Source organism: Escherichia sp. HH26CH (genome assembly GCF_009820205.1).
Taxonomy (GTDB): Bacteria; Pseudomonadota; Gammaproteobacteria; order Enterobacterales; family Enterobacteriaceae; genus Escherichia; species Escherichia coli_F.
Window position 1 is genome coordinate 36,310 of the sequence record NZ_VNXM01000010.1, and the last position, 20,249, is coordinate 56,558.

Consider the following 20,249-nt stretch of genomic DNA (forward strand, 5'->3'; position numbering starts at 1 on the left):
GTTTTGATATTACGGCTTCGCCACAAATCCAATCGCTTCGTACACCGCTTTTAGCGTACGGGAAGCGTGTGCGCTGGCTTTTTCTGCGCCGTCTTTCATCACCTGTTGCAGGAAGGCTTCGTCGTTGCGGAAACGGTGATAACGTTCCTGCAATTCAGTCAGCATACCAGAAACGGCATCAGCCACTTCGCCTTTCAGATGACCATACATCTTGCCTTCGAACTGTTTTTCCAGTTCCGGGATGCTCTGGCCAGTTACCGCAGAAAGGATATCCAGCAGGTTGGAAACGCCCGCTTTATTCTGCACGTCGTAACGAACTACCGGCGGCTCGTCGGAGTCAGTGACCGCGCGTTTGATTTTCTTAACTACCGATTTCGGATCTTCCAGCAGGCCGATAACGTTATTGCGGTTATCGTCAGACTTGGACATCTTCTTGGTCGGCTCCAGCAGAGACATTACGCGCGCGCCAGATTTCGGAATAAACGGCTCCGGTACTTTAAAAATATCGCCATACAGCGCGTTGAAACGCTGGGCGATATCGCGGCTCAGTTCCAGGTGCTGTTTCTGGTCTTCACCCACCGGCACCAGGTTGGTTTGATACAGTAGGATATCCGCCGCCATCAGCACCGGATAGTCAAACAGACCCGCGTTGATGTTCTCGGCATAACGCGCAGATTTATCTTTAAACTGCGTCATGCGGCTCAGTTCGCCGAAGTAGGTATAGCAGTTCAGTGCCCAGCCTAACTGCGCATGTTCCGGCACGTGGGACTGAACAAAAATGGTGCTTTTCTCAGGATCGATACCACAAGCCAGATACAAGGCCAGCGTATCCAGCGTCGCTTTACGCAGCTTCTGTGCATCCTGGCGCACGGTGATCGCGTGTTGGTCAACGATACAGTAAATGCAATGGTAGTCATCCTGCATGTTTACCCACTGACGCAGCGCACCCATGTAGTTACCAATGGTCAATTCACCTGAGGGCTGTGCGCCACTAAAAACGATGGGCTTAGTCATTTTTCGATTCCTGATTTTCGCTATGCGGAAGCCCTAGTGCGGGCAGAAGGTCATTGATAGACTGATAAATTACATCAGGCTGGCTAAGATCGATAGCCTCGCCGTAGTTATATCCATAGGTTAAACCAACAGAAGGGCAACCTGCCGCTTTTGCTGCCTGAATATCATTGCGTGAGTCGCCAACAAACAGCATCTGTTGTGGGGCAATGCCCATCCGCTCAGCCACCAGTAACAGTGGGTCCGGATGCGGTTTTTTGTTTTGCACATCATCGCCGCCAATGACCACGCTAAAGTATTTTGCGATATCTAAGGCTTCGAGCAGTGGCGCGACGAACGGCGTCGGTTTGTTGGTGACCAGACCTAGCGGCAGGCCTTTTGCCTGCAATGCGCCCAGCGTATCGGCAACGTGCGGGAACAAAAACGTCCCCTCTTCGGCAACCTCGCCATAGTAGCGATCAAACAGTTTACGCAGAATACGTACCTGTTCTTCTGCCGGAATGTCGTCATCAACGGGCGGTTTACCCATTGTTTTACGCAGAGTCGCACGTTCCTGACGCGCCCAGGTCAATGCACGCTCCATCAGAACATCTGCGCCATTACCAATCCAGGTAATAACACGCTCTTCACCTGCGACGGGCAACTCCAGCGCATACAGCGCCATATCTACCGCAGCAGCCAGACCAGGAGCACTGTCGACCAGCGTACCATCGAGATCAAAAGCGACGCCGCGAATATCTTCAAACTTATTCATGACTTACCTTTGCCAGTTCACTGCGCATTTCATCAATGACCTTTTTGTAGTCTGGCTGATCGAAAATGGCCGAACCAGCGACGAACATATCGGCACCTGCCGCAGCGATTTCGCCAATGTTGTTCACCTTCACGCCGCCGTCCACTTCCAGTCGAATGTCGAAGCCAGACTCGTCGATACGACGACGTACTTCGCGCAGTTTATCCAGTGTTTGAGGAATGAAAGACTGACCGCCGAAACCAGGGTTGACGGACATCAGTAGGATCACATCCAGCTTATCCATCACGTAATCCAGATAGCTCAGCGGTGTCGCCGGGTTAAATACCAGCCCCGCTTTACAGCCATTTTCTTTAATCAGTTGCAGCGTGCGGTCAACATGCTCGGAGGCTTCTGGATGAAAAGTTATGATGCTGGCACCAGCGGCAGCGAAATCTGGCACAATGCGATCGACCGGTTTCACCATCAGATGCACATCAATAGGGGCAGTAATGCCATAATTACGCAGAGATTTCAGCACCATCGGCCCAATCGTCAGATTGGGAACATAGTGGTTATCCATGACGTCAAAATGCACGACATCAGCGCCAGCTGCCAGGGCTTTTGCGGTATCTTCACCCAGGCGGGCAAAATCAGCCGACAGAATTGAGGGGGCAATCAAATACTGTTTCATCCGCTTCTCCTTGAGAATTATTTTTTCGCGGGTGAAACGACTCCTGGTTTGTACAAAGCCAGCAGTTCGTCCACCTTTTTACGTGTGCCGCCGTTGCTGCTTATACTGCGTCGAACTTTGACGACATGCAATTTTGCGCGCTGATACCACTCACGCGTTAACATCGTATCGTGATTGGAGATCAGCACTGGAATATGGCGCTCAACCAGACCTTCGGCGATCTCCGCCAGATGCGCTTGTTGTTCAAGCGTAAAACTGTTTGTGTGATACGCCGTAAAGTTGGCGGTCGCAGACAGCGGCGCATAAGGCGGATCGCAATAGACGACGGATGCATCATCTGCGCGCGCCATGCTATCGGCGTAAGACTCACAATAGAAAAAGGCATTCTGCGCTTTTTCAGCGAAGTGATACAACTCTGCTTCCGGGAAATAGGGTTTTTTGTAGCGGCCAAACGGCACGTTAAACTCACCGCGCAGATTGTAACGACACAGGCCGTTGTAACCGTAGCGGTTCAAATATAAAAACAGTACCGCCCGACGGAACGGATCCTGGCTTTTGTTGAACTCTTCGCGGAACTGATAGTAAACCTCGGCGCAATTTGTTTCGGGAACAAACAGCTCGCGTGCGGCCTGTACGTACTCATCAGTACGCATCTTCACAATGTTATAGAGACTGATCAGGTCGCTATTGATATCGGCAAGGATATAACGAGAAAAGTCGGTGTTGAGAAACACCGACCCGGCACCTACAAAAGGCTCAACCAGACATTCGCCCTTGGGCAAATGCCGTTTAATATCATCAAGCAGGGGATACTTGCCCCCTGCCCACTTCAAAAAAGCGCGATTTTTCTTCATGCTGACTAACTAATTACACCTTCTCCGGCTGTGGAGAAAGCTCCGACAGCATCCAGCGCTTCAGGCAACTCCCGCGATGATAAACCATTGCGGGAGATAACCTTGATTACTTCAGATCGGCCTGTACCTGACGCAGCGGTTTCGCCCACGGGTTTTTGGCCTGGACATCTGCTGGCAATGTAGATACCGCTTTTTTCGCCTCTTCTTTCGAAGCGTACACGCCAGAAACCAGGACATACCACGGCTGACCATTACGCGTCGTTTCATAGACAACGTAGTTTTTCAGATTCTCTTTCTTCGCCCAACCGTTCAGGTTGTCGTAGTTAGAGGAACTGCTCAGCTGCAGAGTGTAATGGCTGGACGGTGCCGATTTCAACGAACCAACATTACCTGCGGTCTTCCCTCCAGCGGCTGGTGTTGCCGTGGTTTGCGCCGGGGATGCCGTCTGTACTGGAGCCGTAGTTGCGGTCTCTTTTGGTGCTGGCGTAGAGGTCGCAGCCGGTGCCTTCGTGCTCGCCACAGGAGCAGCTGGTTCAGTACGCTTCGGCGTCTGTGCTACCGGCTTCGGTTCCGTTTTCACGGTTGCTTGCGGTTTTTTCGGTTCAATCACCGCCTGCTGGCGAGCTGGACGCGTAGTGGCCGGACGTTCAGCGGTTTGCGTTTTCGCCGTGTCACGCGATGCATTGCCATTGCGAACAGGCGCGACCGTCGCGGGTTCAGTCGGCAACGTGGAATTGACCGCCACATTATTCAACTGTTGCTGATTTTGTGGCTGGGTCAGCGCATTGTTCAGGTCACCCTGCACTTCAACACGTTGTTGACCATCCGTTGCCGCCGGGGTTTGCCCTTGAGTCGGCGTAGAAGAGATCGGCGGCAGAGAAACATCCTGCTGAGTATTTTCCGCAGACGTGGTTCCCGGCGCTGGCTGCACGCCATTCGCCTGATCGGTCGCATTGCCAGCAAGATCAATACTCTTCTCGCCAGACGCGGTTTGATCGCTGGAAGAGGTCGAGGGGGCTTTTAGCGCAGAACCGATACCGATGATCAACAGCAGGAGAACCAGAATGCCGACGCCCATCATCATATACTGACGAGAAGCGGGTTTACTGGCTGCTTTTTTGCGCTTACGCGGACGACGCTCTACGCGCTCTTCATCCACGGTTTCATCTTCGGATTCGTCAATTTCTTCTTCGATTTCCGGTTCCTCATTGCGCTCTTTTTGCGCACGAGTCGGACGGCGATCGTCAGTGTCATCAAGTTCAATATCATCAAAATTGATCTGCGGTTCGCCACGTTCAGTACGCTCAGAAGATTGACGAGAACGACCAGTACGACGATCGCTGGGATCGGGTTTCAGCTCGTCTTCTGGTTTGAATTCATCCATTTAACACCCCACTAAAAGGTTAATGCTTACCACGTTGCAATTAACCTGAAGCTAATAGACCGCTTGATAAGCGGCCTGACCTTTCTTGTTGTTACGCTGATTGACAATCGGCAATGGCGTTAAGAACAAGCTCGTGCGAAACGCCGCTGCGAACTTCACTCTTACCAATTGCCAACGGAAGAATTAAGCGCATCTCTCCCGCAAGGACTTTCTTGTCACGCAGCATATGCGGTAAATACGCCTGCGCGGACATTTCGCGCGGCCCATTGACCGGTAACCCAGCCCGCGTGAGCAGGGTTATAATACGCTGCGTTTCGGCAGAACTGAACTGCCCGAGACGTTCCGACGTCCGCGCCGCCATCACCATACCCGCAGCAACCGCTTCACCATGTAACCAATTGCCATACCCCATTTCAGCTTCAATGGCATGACCAAAGGTGTGTCCCAGATTCAGTAAAGCACGTAACCCGGTTTCGCGCTCGTCGGCAGCGACAACTTCTGCCTTCAGTTCACAACAACGGCGAATACAGTACGCCATTGCCGGACCGTCCAGACGCAACAACGCATCCAGATTCTCTTCCAGCCAGTTGAAAAACGCACCGTCAAGAATAATGCCGTATTTGATGACTTCTGCCAGCCCCGACGCTAACTCACGCGGGGGAAGCGTTTTCAGACAGTCGAGATCCACCACCACTGAAGCAGGCTGGTAGAACGCGCCAATCATGTTTTTACCGAGGGGATGGTTGACCGCGGTTTTGCCGCCAACGGAGGAATCGACCTGCGACAGTAACGTCGTCGGGACTTGAATGAAACGTACACCACGCTGATAACTCGCCGCCGCGAAGCCGGTCAGATCGCCCACTACGCCGCCGCCAAGCGCCACCAGCGTAGTATCGCGACCATGAGGCTTTTGTAACAATGCCGTAAAGACGGTATCGAGTACAGCCAGGCTTTTATACTGCTCGCCGTCAGGGAGGATAACGCTATCGACGTTAACACCCGCCTGTTCAAGTACGCCGCGGACCTTATCGAGATACAGAGGAGCCAGGGTTTCGTTGGTGACCAACATAACCTGCTCGCCCGATTTCAGCGGTAAGAATGAAGCTGGTTCATTAAACAAACCAGATGCGATGGTAATTGGGTAACTACGTTCCCCGAGAGTAACGACAATCCTCTCCATAACGCGACATCCACCTTAATTACTGTACCCGCAGACGAGTGTATATAAAGCCAGAATTAGTTGCTTTCCAGCATGTGAATAATCTGGTTTGCGACCACTTTAGCGCTTTGATCATCAGTACGAATGGTCACGTCGGCAATCTCTTCATACAGCGGATTGCGTTCATTGGCCAACGCTTCCAGAACTTCACGCGGCGGTGTTTCAACGTGCAGCAACGGGCGTTTTTTATCACGCTGCGTGCGTGCAAGTTGCTTTTCGATGGTCGTTTCAAGATAAACGACAACGCCACGAGCGGAAAGACGGTTACGCGTTTCGCGGGATTTCACAGAGCCGCCGCCAGTAGCCAGCACAATACCCTGTTTCTCGGTCAACTCATTGATGACCTTTTCTTCGCGATCGCGGAAGCCTTCTTCGCCTTCTAAATCGAAAACCCAGCCCACATCAGCTCCGGTTCGTTTCTCAATCTCTTGATCGGAATCGTAAAATTCCATATTGAGTTGTTGAGCTAACTGGCGCCCAATAGTGCTTTTTCCGGCACCCATAGGCCCAACCAGAAAGATATTGCGTTTCTCTGCCATTTTTTCGGTACTACTAAGACTATTCGTTAATGATAAACCCGCTTCGCTCAGAGAGCGCCGCAGGACATGAACTGAAACCTCATAAGATATTGCGAGAGTCAGACTGAAAATTATCTCAATACTCCAGCGGGTTTGGCAACTGAATAAATCACCCATCCCTCTGCATATCTGGTCGCTGCAAGCGCGCTGCCTTGCTACCACCGCTCTGGCGATAAATCACCGGGTAAGATTAGCGTAAAAAAGACAACAAAATGCCGCCTGAATGATAAATCATCATCATGGAACGCAGGCAGCGAAGAGCACCAACTCTCAAATCGGTACTCCTTGTATGCTAAATACCTGCGCGCGTCAAATAGATGAAACACGTTCAGCGTAAAAACATTACCGCTTTTACGGCTGTTTACTCACTGGAAACCAGTCGTGGCGTGATAAACACCACTAACTCGCGTCGTTCATCTTCTTTTCCGTCATGACGAAATAATTGCCCGAACCAGGGAATGTCGCCAAGCAACGGTACGCTATCCTGACCCGATTTATTTTTACGGGTAAAAATGCCACCCAGCGCCAACGTTTCTCCGCTTTTGACCTCGACCTGCGTTTCGATCTCCTGCTTATCAATCGCCAGCACTTCGCCATCGGCCTGCTGTAGCACCTGCCCCGGAACGTTCTGGCTGATGTGTAATTTCAGCCGGATGCGACCTTTTTGTAACACCGTGGGCGTAACTTCCATCCCCAGGACGGCCTCTTTAAATTCCACCGACGTCGCGCCACTTTCCCCGCTGGAAACCTGATATGGAATTTCGCTCCCCTGTTTAATGCTGGCAGGCTGAAGATGTGAGGCCAGCAGACGCGGACTGGCGATAATATCCAGCTGCTGTTTTTGTTCGAGCGCGGAAAGCTCAAGATCCAGTAAACGTCCGTTGATGCGTCCAATGTTAAAACCGACATGCGTTGTCGCCGTCGCTACGGAGAGGTCGCTGTCAAGCGTGGTGACTTGCCCAACGCCACCAGCTTGTTGCGCATCAGCCAACGTCCATTTCACGCCTAACTCACGCAAACTTTTTTCATTAATGGTGACAATATGCGCCGACAGCTCAACCTGCCCGACCGGCAGATCCATTTGCGCTACCCACTGTTCAAGCGCGCTTAACGCCGCTTTGTTATCTCGCAGCAAAAGGCGATTGGTGCGTTTATCGACGGTCATACTCCCTTTGGCACTCAGTAGCTTCTCCCCCGCTTTCGCCAGTTCTCCCGCGTCGGCGTATTGCAGGGTTATACTGCGATTTTCCAGCGGCAGATTTGCCTGCGCCCGCGCCTGCTCCGCCTCCTGACGGGCGATATTGTCATTCTGCCAGGCAACGGAATGCACCGAGAGAATGTTGCCCTCCTGACGCGTTATCAGTCCGGCGCTTTTCACTACAGTTTGTAGTGCTTGCTTCCAGGGAACATCTGTTAGATGTAACGACACCGTACCGCTGACGTCTGGCGACACCACCAGGTTCAACTTCTCCTGTTCAGCCAGCGCCTGCAACACCTGAGCTACCGGAACGTCATCCACCATCAGCGTCACTTTTTGCGGCTTTGCCGCCTGTACGCCGGGTATCAGCATCAACAGTAGTGCGGCTATCCATTGCTTCATTTGTATCTCCTTGCCGTTGCCACAACCATTGTGGCGGTTCGCAGTTTGTCCCGGTTCCCAGCGTTAGTGCGTCTGGCGTTAGCTGTAAGATCGTCCAGCCGTTTTCCAGCACATCGTTTTGCTGCACCCGTCGCCATTTTTTTTGCCCATCTTTTATTACACCGATGATGCGCTCGCCTCGCCCTACCATCCCCTGATAGCGCCACTGGCTAAGTTCGCTAATCCGGCATAGATCTTCCGGCGGTTTAAAAGGGTCACGCATACCGGTTAAAAGGCACAATGCAATACCTGCCAACAACCAGCGTTTAACCCTCATGCGGCGTCTCCAGTTGTAGCGTGAACAAAAGGTCATCACCTTCCACGCTTAACGAAAAACGGCTCACGCTGACGTTGCGCTCTGCCAGCCGTGTAAATGCCGACGGTACTGCTTCCCACAGCGTTTTCAACGCCAACTCACCTCCCTGCGCGGATGGATGCCAGTAAACCAGTTGCGCGCCGGATAACTGAAAATCCAGTGGCGAAAAGGGCTGCGTTTTTTCCTCGCTGAAGGGAGTGGTGTTTACCAGGCGATACAGTGCGGCCCACTGCTGGTAATGACTTGCCCGTAGTCGAATTAATGCGTCGCTCTCTTCCTGGTGTGTCGATGACAGAAAAATGAGCGTAACTAACATCATCAACCAGAATGCCCAGCAAAGCTGGCGGAGGCGGGATGATGTGGCGAACCACCAGTCAAAGAGCATGTCCATCGCTAACCTTCCTTGTTAACTGATACTCAAATTGCCAGCGTCCCTGCGCATCCTGCTGCGTGGCCCCCCGCTGATTGAGATGAAAAGAAGCATCCTGGCGGAGTGACGTTTCCAGCGCGTTTAACGCGGTAATGCTTGTTGTCAGCCCCTTGATCTCCAGCGTTCCCTGCTGCCAGCTTATCGTTGTCAGCCAGGCATGCTCGGGTAAAAGCGCCGCCAGTGCTTCCAGCGCAGATTGCCAGTCACGGGTAAATTGTCGCTGGCGCTGCCTTTGCAAACGCTGCTCACGAATTTGTTGGCGCTCCAGCAAACGTGGTTTCGTTATTTGTAAGCTGTGGGCGAGTTGTTGTTCCGCCTGAAGCAAAACGGCATCTACGCGAGCTTCGGCGTTGCTTGTCAGACGCAATATTAGCGTTATCCCGACGGTCAGCAGCAGAGGCGCAACGAACATCAGCAACCAGAAACGAAGAAAAGCGGTCCGGCGTTGCTGTCGCCAGGGCAAAAAATTAATTGGCGGGTTCATCAGTACGCCTTCCCTAGCGCCAGCCCCAGCGCGATGGCAAAGTCTCCACCTGGCGGCGGTAGCGGCGGCTGACGAACAGAAACCGCCTCCCAGGGGTCAAATCCGCCTTCGCCACATAGCGCGACGCTTTCGGGATCAACGGATAACGCTGCCGCCAGCTCCTTCGCGCTAGTCATCCCCACCGCCAGTTTGCGCCCCCAGCTATAGCGCGTCGCCCACAGCCACTGTTCGTTATCACGCCAGGCCAGACATTGCTGATGAGAAGGTAAAAAAGGCAGGAATCGCTGTAATGCACTGGCATCCGGGGTGATCGCACTAACATGAACACGCAACCTTTCTGCCAGAGTAAGCAGCGTTGCCAGCTCTTTGCTTTGCGCGGCAGTCACGTTATAGGCGGGACTGAGTGAGTCTTCGCTGTAATCGAAGCGCAGGGAGTCCGGATCCATATCCAGCTCGCGGGCCATCGTCCCGGACAGCCAGGCCGTTTGCTCCCGCTCACCAAGGGACATCGACGGGCGCGGAAATGACCGCTGTAATGTGCGACTGGCGGGAAACGCCAACATAATGTGATGACGCTGCGGCAGTTCGCGACTCCACGGTAACAACGTTTTAGCCAGCCGCTGTGCATCGACAATCCGCCCATCTTTGATTATGTCGTTCGCCAGCGGCAACCGCCACCAGCGTTGCAAAAAGCATTCTTTTGCGCCCCGCACGATCGCAACCGCCACCGCTTCTTGCTGTTGTAAATGCAAACCAATTTGCCAGATCTTAAATGCCATTGTGATGATCTCCTTATCACCCGTCACTCTGACGGGTATATCAATGCGTCTGGCTTGCCTTTATACTACCGCGCGTTTGTTTATAAACTGCCCAAATGAAACTAAATGGGAAATTTCCAGTGAAGTTCGTAAAGTATTTTTTGATCCTTGCAGTCTGTTGCATTCTGCTGGGAGCAGGCTCGATTTATGGCCTATACCGCTACATCGAGCCACAACTGCCGGATGTGGCGACATTAAAAGATGTTCGCCTGCAAATTCCGATGCAGATTTACAGCGCCGATGGCGAGCTGATTGCTCAATACGGTGAGAAACGTCGTATTCCGGTTACGTTGGATCAAATCCCGCCGGAGATGGTGAAAGCCTTTATCGCGACGGAAGACAGCCGCTTCTACGAGCATCACGGCGTTGACCCGGTGGGGATCTTCCGTGCGGCAAGTGTGGCGCTGTTCTCCGGCCACGCGTCACAAGGGGCGAGTACCATTACCCAGCAGCTGGCGAGAAACTTCTTCCTCAGTCCAGAACGCACGCTGATGCGTAAGATTAAGGAAGTCTTCCTCGCGATTCGCATTGAACAGTTGCTGACGAAAGACGAGATCCTCGAGCTTTATCTGAACAAGATTTACCTCGGTTACCGCGCCTATGGTGTCGGTGCTGCGGCACAAGTCTATTTCGGTAAAACGGTCGACCAACTGACGCTGAACGAAATGGCGGTGATAGCCGGGCTGCCGAAAGCGCCTTCCACCTTTAATCCGCTCTACTCAATGGATCGTGCTGTCGCGCGGCGTAACGTCGTACTGTCGCGGATGCTGGATGAAGGGTATATCACCCAACAACAGTTCGATCAGACACGCACTGAGGCGATTAACGCTAACTATCACGCGCCGGAGATTGCTTTCTCTGCGCCATACCTGAGCGAAATGGTGCGCCAGGAGATGTATAACCGTTATGGCGAAAGTGCCTATGAAGACGGTTATCGCATTTACACCACCATCACCCGCAAAGTACAGCAGGCCGCACAGCAGGCAGTACGTAATAACGTGCTGGACTACGACATGCGCCACGGCTATCGCGGCCCGGCAAATGTGCTGTGGAAAGTGGGCGAATCGGCGTGGGATAACAACAAGATTACCGATACGCTGAAGGCGCTGCCGACCTATGGTCCGCTGCTGCCTGCCGCAGTCACCAGCGCCAATCCTCAGGAAGCGACGGCGATGCTGGCGGACGGGTCGACCGTCGCATTGAGTATGGAAGGCGTTCGCTGGGCGCGTCCTTACCGTTCGGATACTCAGCAGGGACCGACGCCGCGTAAAGTGACCGATGTTCTGCAAACGGGTCAGCAAATCTGGGTTCGTCAGGTTGGCGATGCATGGTGGCTGGCACAAGTGCCGGAAGTGAACTCGGCGCTGGTGTCGATCAATCCGCAAAACGGTGCCGTTATGGCGCTGGTCGGTGGCTTTGATTTCAATCAGAGCAAGTTTAACCGCGCCACCCAGGCACTGCGTCAGGTAGGTTCCAACATCAAACCGTTCCTCTACACCGCGGCGATGGATAAAGGTCTGACGCTGGCAAGTATGTTGAACGATGTGCCAATTTCCCGCTGGGATGCAGGTGCCGGTTCTGACTGGCAGCCGAAGAACTCACCACCACAGTATGCCGGTCCAATTCGCTTACGTCAGGGACTGGGCCAGTCGAAAAACGTGGTGATGGTACGCGCAATGCGGGCGATGGGCGTCGACTACGCTGCAGAATATCTGCAACGCTTCGGCTTCCCGGCGCAAAACATTGTCCACACCGAATCGCTGGCGCTGGGTTCAGCGTCCTTCACCCCAATGCAGGTGGCGCGCGGCTACGCGGTAATGGCGAACGGCGGCTTCCTGGTGGACCCGTGGTTTATCAGCAAAATTGAAAACGATCAGGGCGGCGTGATTTTCGAAGCGAAACCGAAAGTAGCCTGCCCGGAATGCGATATTCCGGTGATTTACGGTGATACGCAGAAATCGAACGTGCTGGAAAATAACGATGTTGAAGATGTCGCTATCTCCCGCGAGCAGCAGAATGTTTCTGTACCAATGCCGCAGCTGGAGCAGGCGAATCAGGCGTTAGTCGCGAAGACTGGCGCGCAGGAGTACGCACCGCACGTCATCAACACTCCGCTGGCATTCCTGATTAAGAGTGCTTTGAACACCAATATCTTTGGTGAGCCAGGCTGGCAGGGTACCGGCTGGCGTGCAGGTCGTGATTTGCAGCGTCGCGATATCGGCGGGAAAACCGGTACCACTAACAGTTCGAAAGATGCGTGGTTTTCGGGTTACGGTCCGGGCGTTGTGACCTCGGTCTGGATTGGCTTTGATGATCACCGCCGTAATCTCGGTCATACAACGGCTTCCGGAGCGATTAAAGATCAGATCTCAGGTTACGAAGGCGGTGCCAAGAGTGCCCAGCCTGCATGGGACGCTTATATGAAAGCCGTTCTTGAAGGTGTGCCGGAGCAGCCGCTGACGCCGCCGCCGGGTATTGTGACGGTGAATATCGATCGCAGCACCGGGCAGTTAGCTAATGGTGGCAACAGCCGCGAAGAGTATTTCATCGAAGGTACACAGCCGACACAACAGGCGGTGCACGAGGTGGGAACGACCATTATCGATAATGGCGAGGCACAGGAATTGTTCTGATTAAAAAGGCGCTTCGGCGCCTTTTTCTGTTTGCTGACAAAGTGTCACTTTATTTATACCGGATACGGCGTGAACACGTTATCCGTCTGAAAATATCGAGAAAAATCAATATATTGCAGGAGTCTCGCAGGCCTGATAAGCATTGTGCATCAGGCAAACTTCACGCATTTACACTCGCCCCTGCTCCTTCAACCACTCGCGCACGAGGAACAGTGCGCTGACATTACGTGCTTCGTTGAAGTCAGGATCTTCCAGCAAATCCATCATATGCGCCAGCGGCCAGCGCACCTGTGGTAGCGGCTCTGGCTCATCGCCTTCCAGCGATTCCGGGTAGAGATCTTGCGCTACCACGATATTCATTTTGCTGGAAAAGTAAGACGGTGCCATGCTGAGCTTCTTCAAAAAAGTCAGATCGTTCGCACCAAATCCAACCTCTTCTTTTAGCTCGCGGTTAGCGGCTTCGTAGACGCTTTCACCCGGATCAATTAATCCTTTCGAAAAACCTAATTCGTAGGATTCCGTTCCCACTGCGTATTCGCGGATCAGGATCAGGTGATCGTCCACAATCGGCACAATCATCACCGCTTCCCGGTTGGTTGGACGCATTCGTTCATAAACACGCCGCACGCCATTGCTGAACTCCAGATCCACGCTTTCGACGGTAAACAGTCGTGAACGGGCTACAGTTTCAACATTCAGAATGGTGGGTTTTTGTAATGATTTGCTCATCGTGGGATCTATGCTGTGAAATCAGCGGTTATTGTGCGATATCGGACACGCTTTCGGCAATGTGAATTGCATGTTATTTACATTTATGTAACTTATTAAATAATCATCCTCAAATCAAATTAAAAGTCAATAGGTTGAAATAACTCCAGGAATTTGCTGATATTCCGCCTTCAGAGGGTTTGCTATGATCAGCGGTTACTGTGATGTGCTTAATGATGCTCAAGTTAAACTCCACGCTTGCCGATAGCCAACCGCAGAATCATGTATTGTGTCCGGTGCGACTGACCACGCCTGACAGACTAAGTAAGATGGGGAAAGCATGAGCACCATTGTGATTTTTTTAGCTGCTTTGCTGGCCTGCTCACTACTTGCGGGATGGCTGATAAAAGTGCGATCCAGACGGCGTCAGCTGCCCTGGACCAACGCCTTCGCGGATGCGCAAACGCGTAAACTCACACCTGAAGAACGTAGCGCCGTTGAAAATTATCTTGAGAGCCTGACGCAGGTATTACAGGTGCCTGGCCCAACGGGAGCCAGCGCGGCACCGGTCTCTCTGGCGCTGAATGCCGAAAGCAACAACGTCATGATGCTGACACACGCTATCACGCGTTACGGCATCTCTACCGACGATCCGAATAAATGGCGTTACTACCTCGATTCGGTAGAAGTCCACCTGCCCCCTTTCTGGGAGCAGTACATCAACGATGAGAATAGCGTTGAACTGATTCATACCGATTCGCTGCCGCTGGTTATTTCACTCAACGGTCATACGCTGCAGGAGTACATGCAGGAAACTCGCGGCTATGCCTTGCAACCTGTTCCGTCAACACAGGCGTCTATTCGCGGAGAAGAGAGTGAGCAAATCGAGCTACTCAATATTCGCAAAGAAACGCACGAAGAGTATGCGCTAAGTCGTCCGCGCGGGCTGCGCGAAGCGTTGCTGATTGTCGCCTCCTTCCTGATGTTCTTTTTCTGCCTGATTACCCCGGATGTATTTGTTCCGTGGCTGGCAGGCGGCGCGTTACTGCTGCTGGGCGCAGGACTGTGGGGGCTATTCGCGCCCCCGGCAAAATCCTCCCTGCGGGAAATTCATTGTCTGCGCGGTACACCCCGTCGTTGGGGATTGTTTGGCGAAAACGATCAGGAACAGATCAACAATATTTCACTCGGTATTATCGACCTGGTCTATCCCGCACACTGGCAGCCCTACATTGCTCAGGATCTCGGCCAACAAACCGATATCGATATCTATCTCGACCGCCACGTAGTGCGTCAGGGGCGATATCTTTCGCTGCATGATGAAGTAAAAAACTTTCCGTTACAGCACTGGCTGCGCAGTACGATTATCGCTGCGGGCTCGCTACTGGTGCTGTTTATGCTGTTATTCTGGATCCCGCTGGATATGCCGCTGAAATTCACCCTCTCGTGGATGAAAGGCGCGCAGACCATTGAAGCCACCAGCGTGAAACAACTGGCTGACGCTGGCGTGCGGGTTGGCGATACATTGCGTATTAGCGGTACAGGAATGTGTAATATTCGCACTTCCGGTACCTGGAGCGCGAAAACCAACTCACCTTTTTTACCGTTTGACTGCTCGCAGATCATATGGAATGACGCCCGCTCATTGCCATTACCAGAATCTGAACTGGTCAACAAAGCGACGGCATTGACCGAAGCAGTTAATCGCCAGCTGCACCCTAAACCGGAAGATGAATCTCGCGTCAGCGCCTCATTACGTTCAGCAATTCAAAAATCCGGCATGGTATTGCTTGATGATTTTGGCGACATAGTACTGAAGACAGCGGATCTGTGTTCTGCCAAAGATGACTGTGTGCGACTGAAAAATGCGCTGGTCAATCTCGGCAACAGTAAAGACTGGGACGCGCTGGTCAAACGCGCTAACGCCGGGAAACTCGATGGCGTGAATGTGTTATTACGCCCAGTGAGTGCGGAATCGCTGGATAACCTGGTGGCGACCTCCACCGCGCCGTTTATCACGCATGAAACGGCGCGAGCGGCACAATCACTAAACAGTCCGGCCCCCGGCGGATTCCTGATTGTCAGCGACGAAGGCAGCGATTTTGTTGATCAACCCTGGCCTTCAACATCACTTTACGACTACCCGCCGCAAGAACAGTGGAACGCTTTCCAGAAACTGGCGCAAATGCTGATGCATACACCGTTTAACGCCGAAGGCATCGTCACAAAAATCTTCACCGACGCCAATGGTACGCAGCATATAGGCCTTCATCCGATCCCGGATCGTTCCGGCCTGTGGCGCTATCTCAGCACCACACTTTTGCTACTGACGATGCTGGGCAGCACCATCTATAATGGCGTACAGGCATGGCGTCGTTACCAGCGTCATCGCACTCGCATGATGGAGATTCAGGCCTATTATGAAAGCTGCCTGAATCCGCAACTGATTACCTCTTCAGAAAGCCTTATTGAATAACACGTTTGCGCGGCAGGTTATGCTACCCTGTCGCGCAAATTGCTTCACTCTGGAGATTTCCCTCATGCATATCAACATTGCCTGGCAGGACGTAGATACCGTTCTGCTGGATATGGACGGCACGTTGCTCGACCTCGCCTTCGATAACTATTTCTGGCAAAAACTGGTGCCTGAAACATGGGGGGCGAAAAACGGGGTCACGCCACAGGAAGCGATGGAATATATGCGCCAGCAATATCACGACGTGCAGCATACGCTAAACTGGTACTGTCTTGATTACTGGAGTGAGCAACTGGGTCTGGATATCTGTGCGATGACCACTGAGATGGGACCGCGTGCCGTGCTGCGTGAAGATACCATTCCGTTTCTTGAGGCACTGAAAGCCAGTGGTAAGCAACGAATTTTGCTCACCAATGCTCATCCGCATAACCTGGCGGTAAAACTTGAGCATACCGGTCTGGACGCACACCTTGATTTATTACTTTCCACCCACACATTTGGTTATCCGAAAGAGGATCAGCGGTTATGGCATGCGGTGGCCGAAGCTACGGGTCTGAAAGCTGAAAGAACGCTGTTTATTGATGACAGCGAAGCGATTCTCGATGCTGCCGCACAATTTGGTATTCGTTACTGCCTCGGTGTGACTAATCCTGACTCCGGGATTGCCGAGAAACAGTATCAGCACCATCCGTCACTGAATGACTACCGCCGCCTGATCCCCTCGCTAATGTGAAGGAGACGCCATGAAAGAAAAACCTGCTGTTGAGGTTCGACTGGATAAATGGCTATGGGCCGCCCGTTTTTATAAAACCCGCGCGCTGGCCCGCGAAATGATCGAAGGCGGTAAGGTGCACTACAACGGGCAGCGCAGCAAGCCAAGCAAAATCGTCGAGCTGAATGCCACGCTCACTCTGCGCCAGGGAAATGACGAACGAACGGTGATTGTAAAGGCGATTACTGAACAGCGTCGCCCCGCCAGCGAGGCAGTCTTGCTGTATGAAGAGACTGCAGAAAGTGTAGAGAAACGCGAAAAAATGGCGCTGGCACGTAAACTTAATGCCTTAACCATGCCGCACCCGGACCGACGCCCGGACAAAAAAGAGCGCCGCGACCTGTTACGATTTAAACACGGCGACAGTGAATAACTGTCACCTGCAAGAGAGATGATTATGCCGCAACATGACCAATTACATCGCTATCTGTTTGAAAACTTTGCCGTACGCGGCGAACTGGTAACCGTTTCGGAAACCCTGCAACAGATCCTTGAGAATCACGATTATCCGCAGCCCGTTAAAAACGTGCTGGCAGAACTGCTGGTTGCGACCAGCCTGTTAACCGCTACGCTAAAATTTGATGGTGATATCACCGTACAGCTGCAAGGCGACGGCCCGATGAGTCTGGCGGTCATCAACGGAAACAACAAACAGCAGATGCGCGGTGTGGCGCGCGTGCAGGGCGAAATTCCAGAAAATGCCGACCTGAAAACGCTGGTCGGCAATGGTTACGTAGTGATCACCATTACTCCGAGCGAAGGCGAACGCTATCAGGGCGTGGTTGGTCTGGAAGGTGATACCCTGGCGGCCTGCCTGGAAGATTACTTTATGCGTTCTGAACAGCTGCCGACGCGCCTGTTTATTCGCACCGGCGACGTAGACGGCAAACCGGCTGCAGGCGGTATGTTGTTGCAGGTAATGCCTGCGCAAAATGCCCAGCAGGACGACTTTGACCACCTGGCAACGCTAACCGAAACCATCAAAACCGAAGAACTGCTGACCTTACCGGCAAACGAAGTGTTGTGGCGTTTGTATCACGAAGAAGAGGTGACGGTTTACGATCCGCAGGATGTGGAGTTCAAATGCACCTGTTCGCGTGAACGTTGCGCCGACGCGCTAAAAACACTGCCGGATGAAGAAGTGGATAGCATTCTGGCGGAAGAAGGCGAAATTGACATGCATTGTGATTACTGCGGTAACCACTATCTGTTCAATGCGATGGATATTGCAGAGATCCGCAACAACGCGTCTCCGGCAGATCCGCAAGTTCATTAATGAGTATGTCCGGCAGAGAGGGCTCTGCCGGATTTTACGACGTAATGGCCTGATGCGCTGCGCTTACCAGGCCTATGAAATAAATCGCAAGTTATTTTGGTCAGATACAGCGTCGTATCCGATAAAAGCATTGTCATTTGCTTAAGTTTATTTCCAGCGTTTCACCATCTACCGTCAGATCGCGCCACGCTTTCGGCCTCGTCCCCAGCTTTCCATCCTTCGCAGCTGTGAGTAATTTTTCTTTCGTTATTTCGTTCGGAAGTAAACTCATATCAAGCGCGTCCCATTCTTTTCTGGCCGGGTCAAAGCCATAGACAATGACTCTGTCATCATTAAAAGCAAACAGGATCCGCTCCGCCTGACCATCACTATTCAGATCTTGCTCGACCAGTACGCAGGCGTCTTTTTCAATACAGGTCATCACGTTATAGCGATCCTGGATTAAGGCCGACCAGAATGCCGTATCCGGTTTGCCAGAGCCTGGGGCAATTAACACATTTTCGGCTAATACTTTTTCCGATACCTGTTCCTGAAGATGTTGCTCTCCATCTAACGTCATCAGCAGATCCCGTGCGCGTTTCGGGTCTTTCATATACTCGGCATCGCTTTTCAGCGACTCAAGCGCCGCACGTCCATAGCGACCGTTCTGTTCGAGCATGTAGAGACTTACCTGATCTGGCGTGTTCTTGCCGCTCTGATAACGTGCCATATGACTGTTCACACTAATGCGCATACTATCCAGCACCGGCGAATTAAGAAGCACCAGTATTACCAACACCAATAACGAAACCGCAAGGTTCACTTTGCCCTGAAGAACAAGAGGGGTTTGCCCTTTACGCCAGACGATACTGACAAAATACCCCAGCGACCATACCAGTAACACCAGCACCGCCAGCGTGCCCTGCAAGCGGTCGACAGTCCAGCCGTACTGAGCGACCCGCAGCCATAACGCCCAGGCGGCGACGAACACATACAGCGGAGCAGCCAGCAGAGCGGTTTTAATCAGGCAACGCAACGGCCCCGTCCAGGGAAGTGACGCTTTTTGCGGATCGCGGACAATAGCCATTAAAATCAATTGCAAAAAGGCCAGCGTCAACAGCAACCCGGCGGCGGAGATGTGGCGAGAAATCGCGCTCAGGCCCGTAAACGGCAGGGTGATGATAAACATCAGGGTTAGCAATGATACTAACGGCAGCAACCCCGTGGCGATTAACGTGAACAACTTTTGAATAGAGTCGATTAAACGTGACTGTGTACGCGCGAGGATCACCGCCAGTGCGGTAACCAGACCTAACGTGAGATAAATAAACCAGTCGGTTGCAAAAAAGAGCGTTTTGAAAAACGTGATGCCAACAAGTTTAAACAACTCGCCCCACAGTAAAAGTACCAGCCACGTCAGGCCATTGGCGAGAAAAATCACCAGTAATATAAGTACGTTATGCCATACTGACTGGTAAAAATAGCGATAGCGGCTACTGTCATTGCGGATGCGAAGGCTTTGTTGTATCCACGGTAGCAACAACATTGCCATCAGCAGCAGATAGCAACCAAAATCCCAAAGCGCCTTTTCAGCTATCCAGGGGTTCATGCCATCAGTTTGCCACTTCAGCCAGCCGCTCATTCCCAGCGTGGCAATAAACACCAGCGCCAGCCATCCCCAAAGGCGCTTCTGTTTAAAGGAGATCACGGAGAAGAGTAAAACGGATGAAAACGCGACGGTCGCAGGCACGCCATAAACAATCCAACTGTGATTTTTTCCGGAAAGCCAGGCGATCAGTAGGTAGCAAACTAGACCCTGAAGTAATCCGGTAGCAATCATCCCCCAGCGTGTTGCGGGTGAAAGTTCAACGTTATCCATGTTAGTTATCCAGAATCAAAAGGTGGATTAATTATCGCATCCGGGCAGTACTATTTTGCTTTTTTCAGAAAATAATCAAAAAAAGTTAGCGTGGTGAATCGATACTTTACTGATTGAATTTGCTTCAATTTCATTCAGGAATGCGATTCCACTCACAATATTCCCGCCATATAAACCAAGATTTAACCTTTTAAGAACATTTTCCACACCTAAAATGCTATTTCTGCGATAATAGCAACCGTTTCGTGACAGGAATCACGGAGTTTTTTGTCAAATATGAATTTCTCCAGATACGTAAATCTATGAGCCTTGTCGCGGTTAACACCCCCAAAAAGACTTTACTATTCAGGCAATACATATTGGCTAAGG

Annotated in this window: 19 protein-coding genes; 5 read left to right on the forward strand and 14 right to left on the reverse strand. The window is 52.1% G+C overall.

What is annotated here, in order from left to right:
- Nucleotides 1–9: 9 nt before the first annotated feature.
- The 12 genes from trpS to hofM all read right to left on the reverse strand — a co-directional run bounded on the left by trpS (nt 10) and on the right by hofM (nt 10,118).
- On the reverse strand, nt 10–1,014 hold the full coding sequence (gene trpS / locus FQ015_RS01725) for a tryptophan--tRNA ligase (protein ID WP_000165543.1): 1,005 nt from the start codon (nt 1,012–1,014) through the stop codon (nt 10–12).
- Nucleotides 1,007–1,765, reverse strand: a complete 759-nt coding sequence (gph, locus tag FQ015_RS01730; protein WP_001031720.1) for a phosphoglycolate phosphatase — start codon at nt 1,763–1,765, stop codon at nt 1,007–1,009. Before gph ends, trpS begins: the two co-directional genes overlap by 8 nt.
- The gene (rpe, locus tag FQ015_RS01735) at nt 1,758–2,435 is read right to left on the reverse strand and encodes a ribulose-phosphate 3-epimerase (protein ID WP_000816280.1); all 678 of its coding nucleotides are present in this window, start codon (nt 2,433–2,435) and stop codon (nt 1,758–1,760) included. The genes gph and rpe overlap by 8 nt, the downstream gene beginning before the upstream one ends.
- Before the next feature lie 17 nt (nt 2,436–2,452).
- Nucleotides 2,453–3,289 (reverse strand): adenine-specific DNA-methyltransferase, encoded by an 837-nt coding sequence (gene dam / locus FQ015_RS01740; RefSeq protein ID WP_000742143.1) that lies wholly within the window; start codon nt 3,287–3,289, stop codon nt 2,453–2,455.
- Between the two features lie 106 nt (nt 3,290–3,395).
- Nucleotides 3,396–4,673, reverse strand: a complete 1,278-nt coding sequence (gene damX, locus FQ015_RS01745) for a cell division protein DamX (protein ID WP_000343231.1) — start codon at nt 4,671–4,673, stop codon at nt 3,396–3,398.
- A 91-nt stretch (nt 4,674–4,764) separates the two neighbouring features.
- Nucleotides 4,765–5,853 (reverse strand): 3-dehydroquinate synthase, encoded by a 1,089-nt coding sequence (aroB, locus tag FQ015_RS01750; protein WP_000439850.1) that lies wholly within the window; start codon nt 5,851–5,853, stop codon nt 4,765–4,767.
- Between the two features lie 56 nt (nt 5,854–5,909).
- Entirely contained in the window at nt 5,910–6,431 is a 522-nt protein-coding gene (gene aroK / locus FQ015_RS01755; RefSeq protein ID WP_000818618.1) for a shikimate kinase AroK, read from the reverse strand.
- Nucleotides 6,432–6,831: 400 nt separating this feature from the next.
- The gene (gene hofQ, locus FQ015_RS01760) at nt 6,832–8,070 is read right to left on the reverse strand and encodes a DNA uptake porin HofQ (protein WP_072039595.1); all 1,239 of its coding nucleotides are present in this window, start codon (nt 8,068–8,070) and stop codon (nt 6,832–6,834) included.
- Entirely contained in the window at nt 7,982–8,386 is a 405-nt protein-coding gene (gene hofP, locus FQ015_RS01765) for a DNA utilization protein HofP (protein ID WP_001264139.1), read from the reverse strand. The genes hofQ and hofP overlap by 89 nt, the downstream gene beginning before the upstream one ends.
- Nucleotides 8,376–8,816 (reverse strand): DNA utilization protein HofO, encoded by a 441-nt coding sequence (gene hofO / locus FQ015_RS01770; RefSeq protein ID WP_160523628.1) that lies wholly within the window; start codon nt 8,814–8,816, stop codon nt 8,376–8,378. The genes hofP and hofO overlap by 11 nt, the downstream gene beginning before the upstream one ends.
- Complete coding sequence (gene hofN / locus FQ015_RS01775; RefSeq protein WP_039020609.1) at nt 8,800–9,339, reverse strand: DNA utilization protein HofN; 540 nt, start codon at nt 9,337–9,339, stop codon at nt 8,800–8,802. The genes hofO and hofN overlap by 17 nt, the downstream gene beginning before the upstream one ends.
- A complete protein-coding gene (gene hofM / locus FQ015_RS01780) occupies nt 9,339–10,118 on the reverse strand; it encodes a DNA utilization protein HofM (RefSeq protein WP_001354999.1) in 780 nt (259 codons plus the stop codon). The genes hofN and hofM overlap by 1 nt, the downstream gene beginning before the upstream one ends.
- Nucleotides 10,119–10,237: 119 nt before the next feature.
- On the opposite strand from hofM, the gene mrcA reads away from it, so the two are divergent.
- Entirely contained in the window at nt 10,238–12,790 is a 2,553-nt protein-coding gene (mrcA, locus tag FQ015_RS01785) for a peptidoglycan glycosyltransferase/peptidoglycan DD-transpeptidase MrcA (protein ID WP_001301905.1), read from the forward strand.
- Between the two features lie 168 nt (nt 12,791–12,958).
- Here mrcA and nudE read toward each other — a convergent pair whose 3' ends face one another.
- Nucleotides 12,959–13,519, reverse strand: coding sequence for an ADP compounds hydrolase NudE (gene nudE / locus FQ015_RS01790; protein ID WP_000045742.1), 561 nt, complete (start codon nt 13,517–13,519; stop codon nt 12,959–12,961).
- Nucleotides 13,520–13,838: 319 nt separating this feature from the next.
- Between nudE and igaA the strand changes: the two genes are divergently transcribed.
- The 4 genes from igaA to hslO all read left to right on the forward strand — a co-directional run bounded on the left by igaA (nt 13,839) and on the right by hslO (nt 18,022).
- Complete coding sequence (gene igaA, locus FQ015_RS01795) at nt 13,839–15,974, forward strand: intracellular growth attenuator protein IgaA (protein ID WP_160523629.1); 2,136 nt, start codon at nt 13,839–13,841, stop codon at nt 15,972–15,974.
- 64 nt (nt 15,975–16,038) lie between these two features.
- Nucleotides 16,039–16,707, forward strand: coding sequence for a GMP/IMP nucleotidase (gene yrfG / locus FQ015_RS01800; RefSeq protein WP_038988568.1), 669 nt, complete (start codon nt 16,039–16,041; stop codon nt 16,705–16,707).
- Nucleotides 16,708–16,717: 10 nt separating this feature from the next.
- Complete coding sequence (gene hslR / locus FQ015_RS01805; RefSeq protein WP_000660487.1) at nt 16,718–17,119, forward strand: ribosome-associated heat shock protein Hsp15; 402 nt, start codon at nt 16,718–16,720, stop codon at nt 17,117–17,119.
- A 24-nt stretch (nt 17,120–17,143) separates the two neighbouring features.
- Nucleotides 17,144–18,022 (forward strand): Hsp33 family molecular chaperone HslO, encoded by an 879-nt coding sequence (gene hslO, locus FQ015_RS01810; RefSeq protein ID WP_024218688.1) that lies wholly within the window; start codon nt 17,144–17,146, stop codon nt 18,020–18,022.
- Between the two features lie 133 nt (nt 18,023–18,155).
- Here hslO and FQ015_RS01815 read toward each other — a convergent pair whose 3' ends face one another.
- Nucleotides 18,156–19,880, reverse strand: coding sequence for a DUF4153 domain-containing protein (locus FQ015_RS01815; protein WP_160523630.1), 1,725 nt, complete (start codon nt 19,878–19,880; stop codon nt 18,156–18,158).
- Nucleotides 19,881–20,249: the final 369 nt, after the last annotated feature.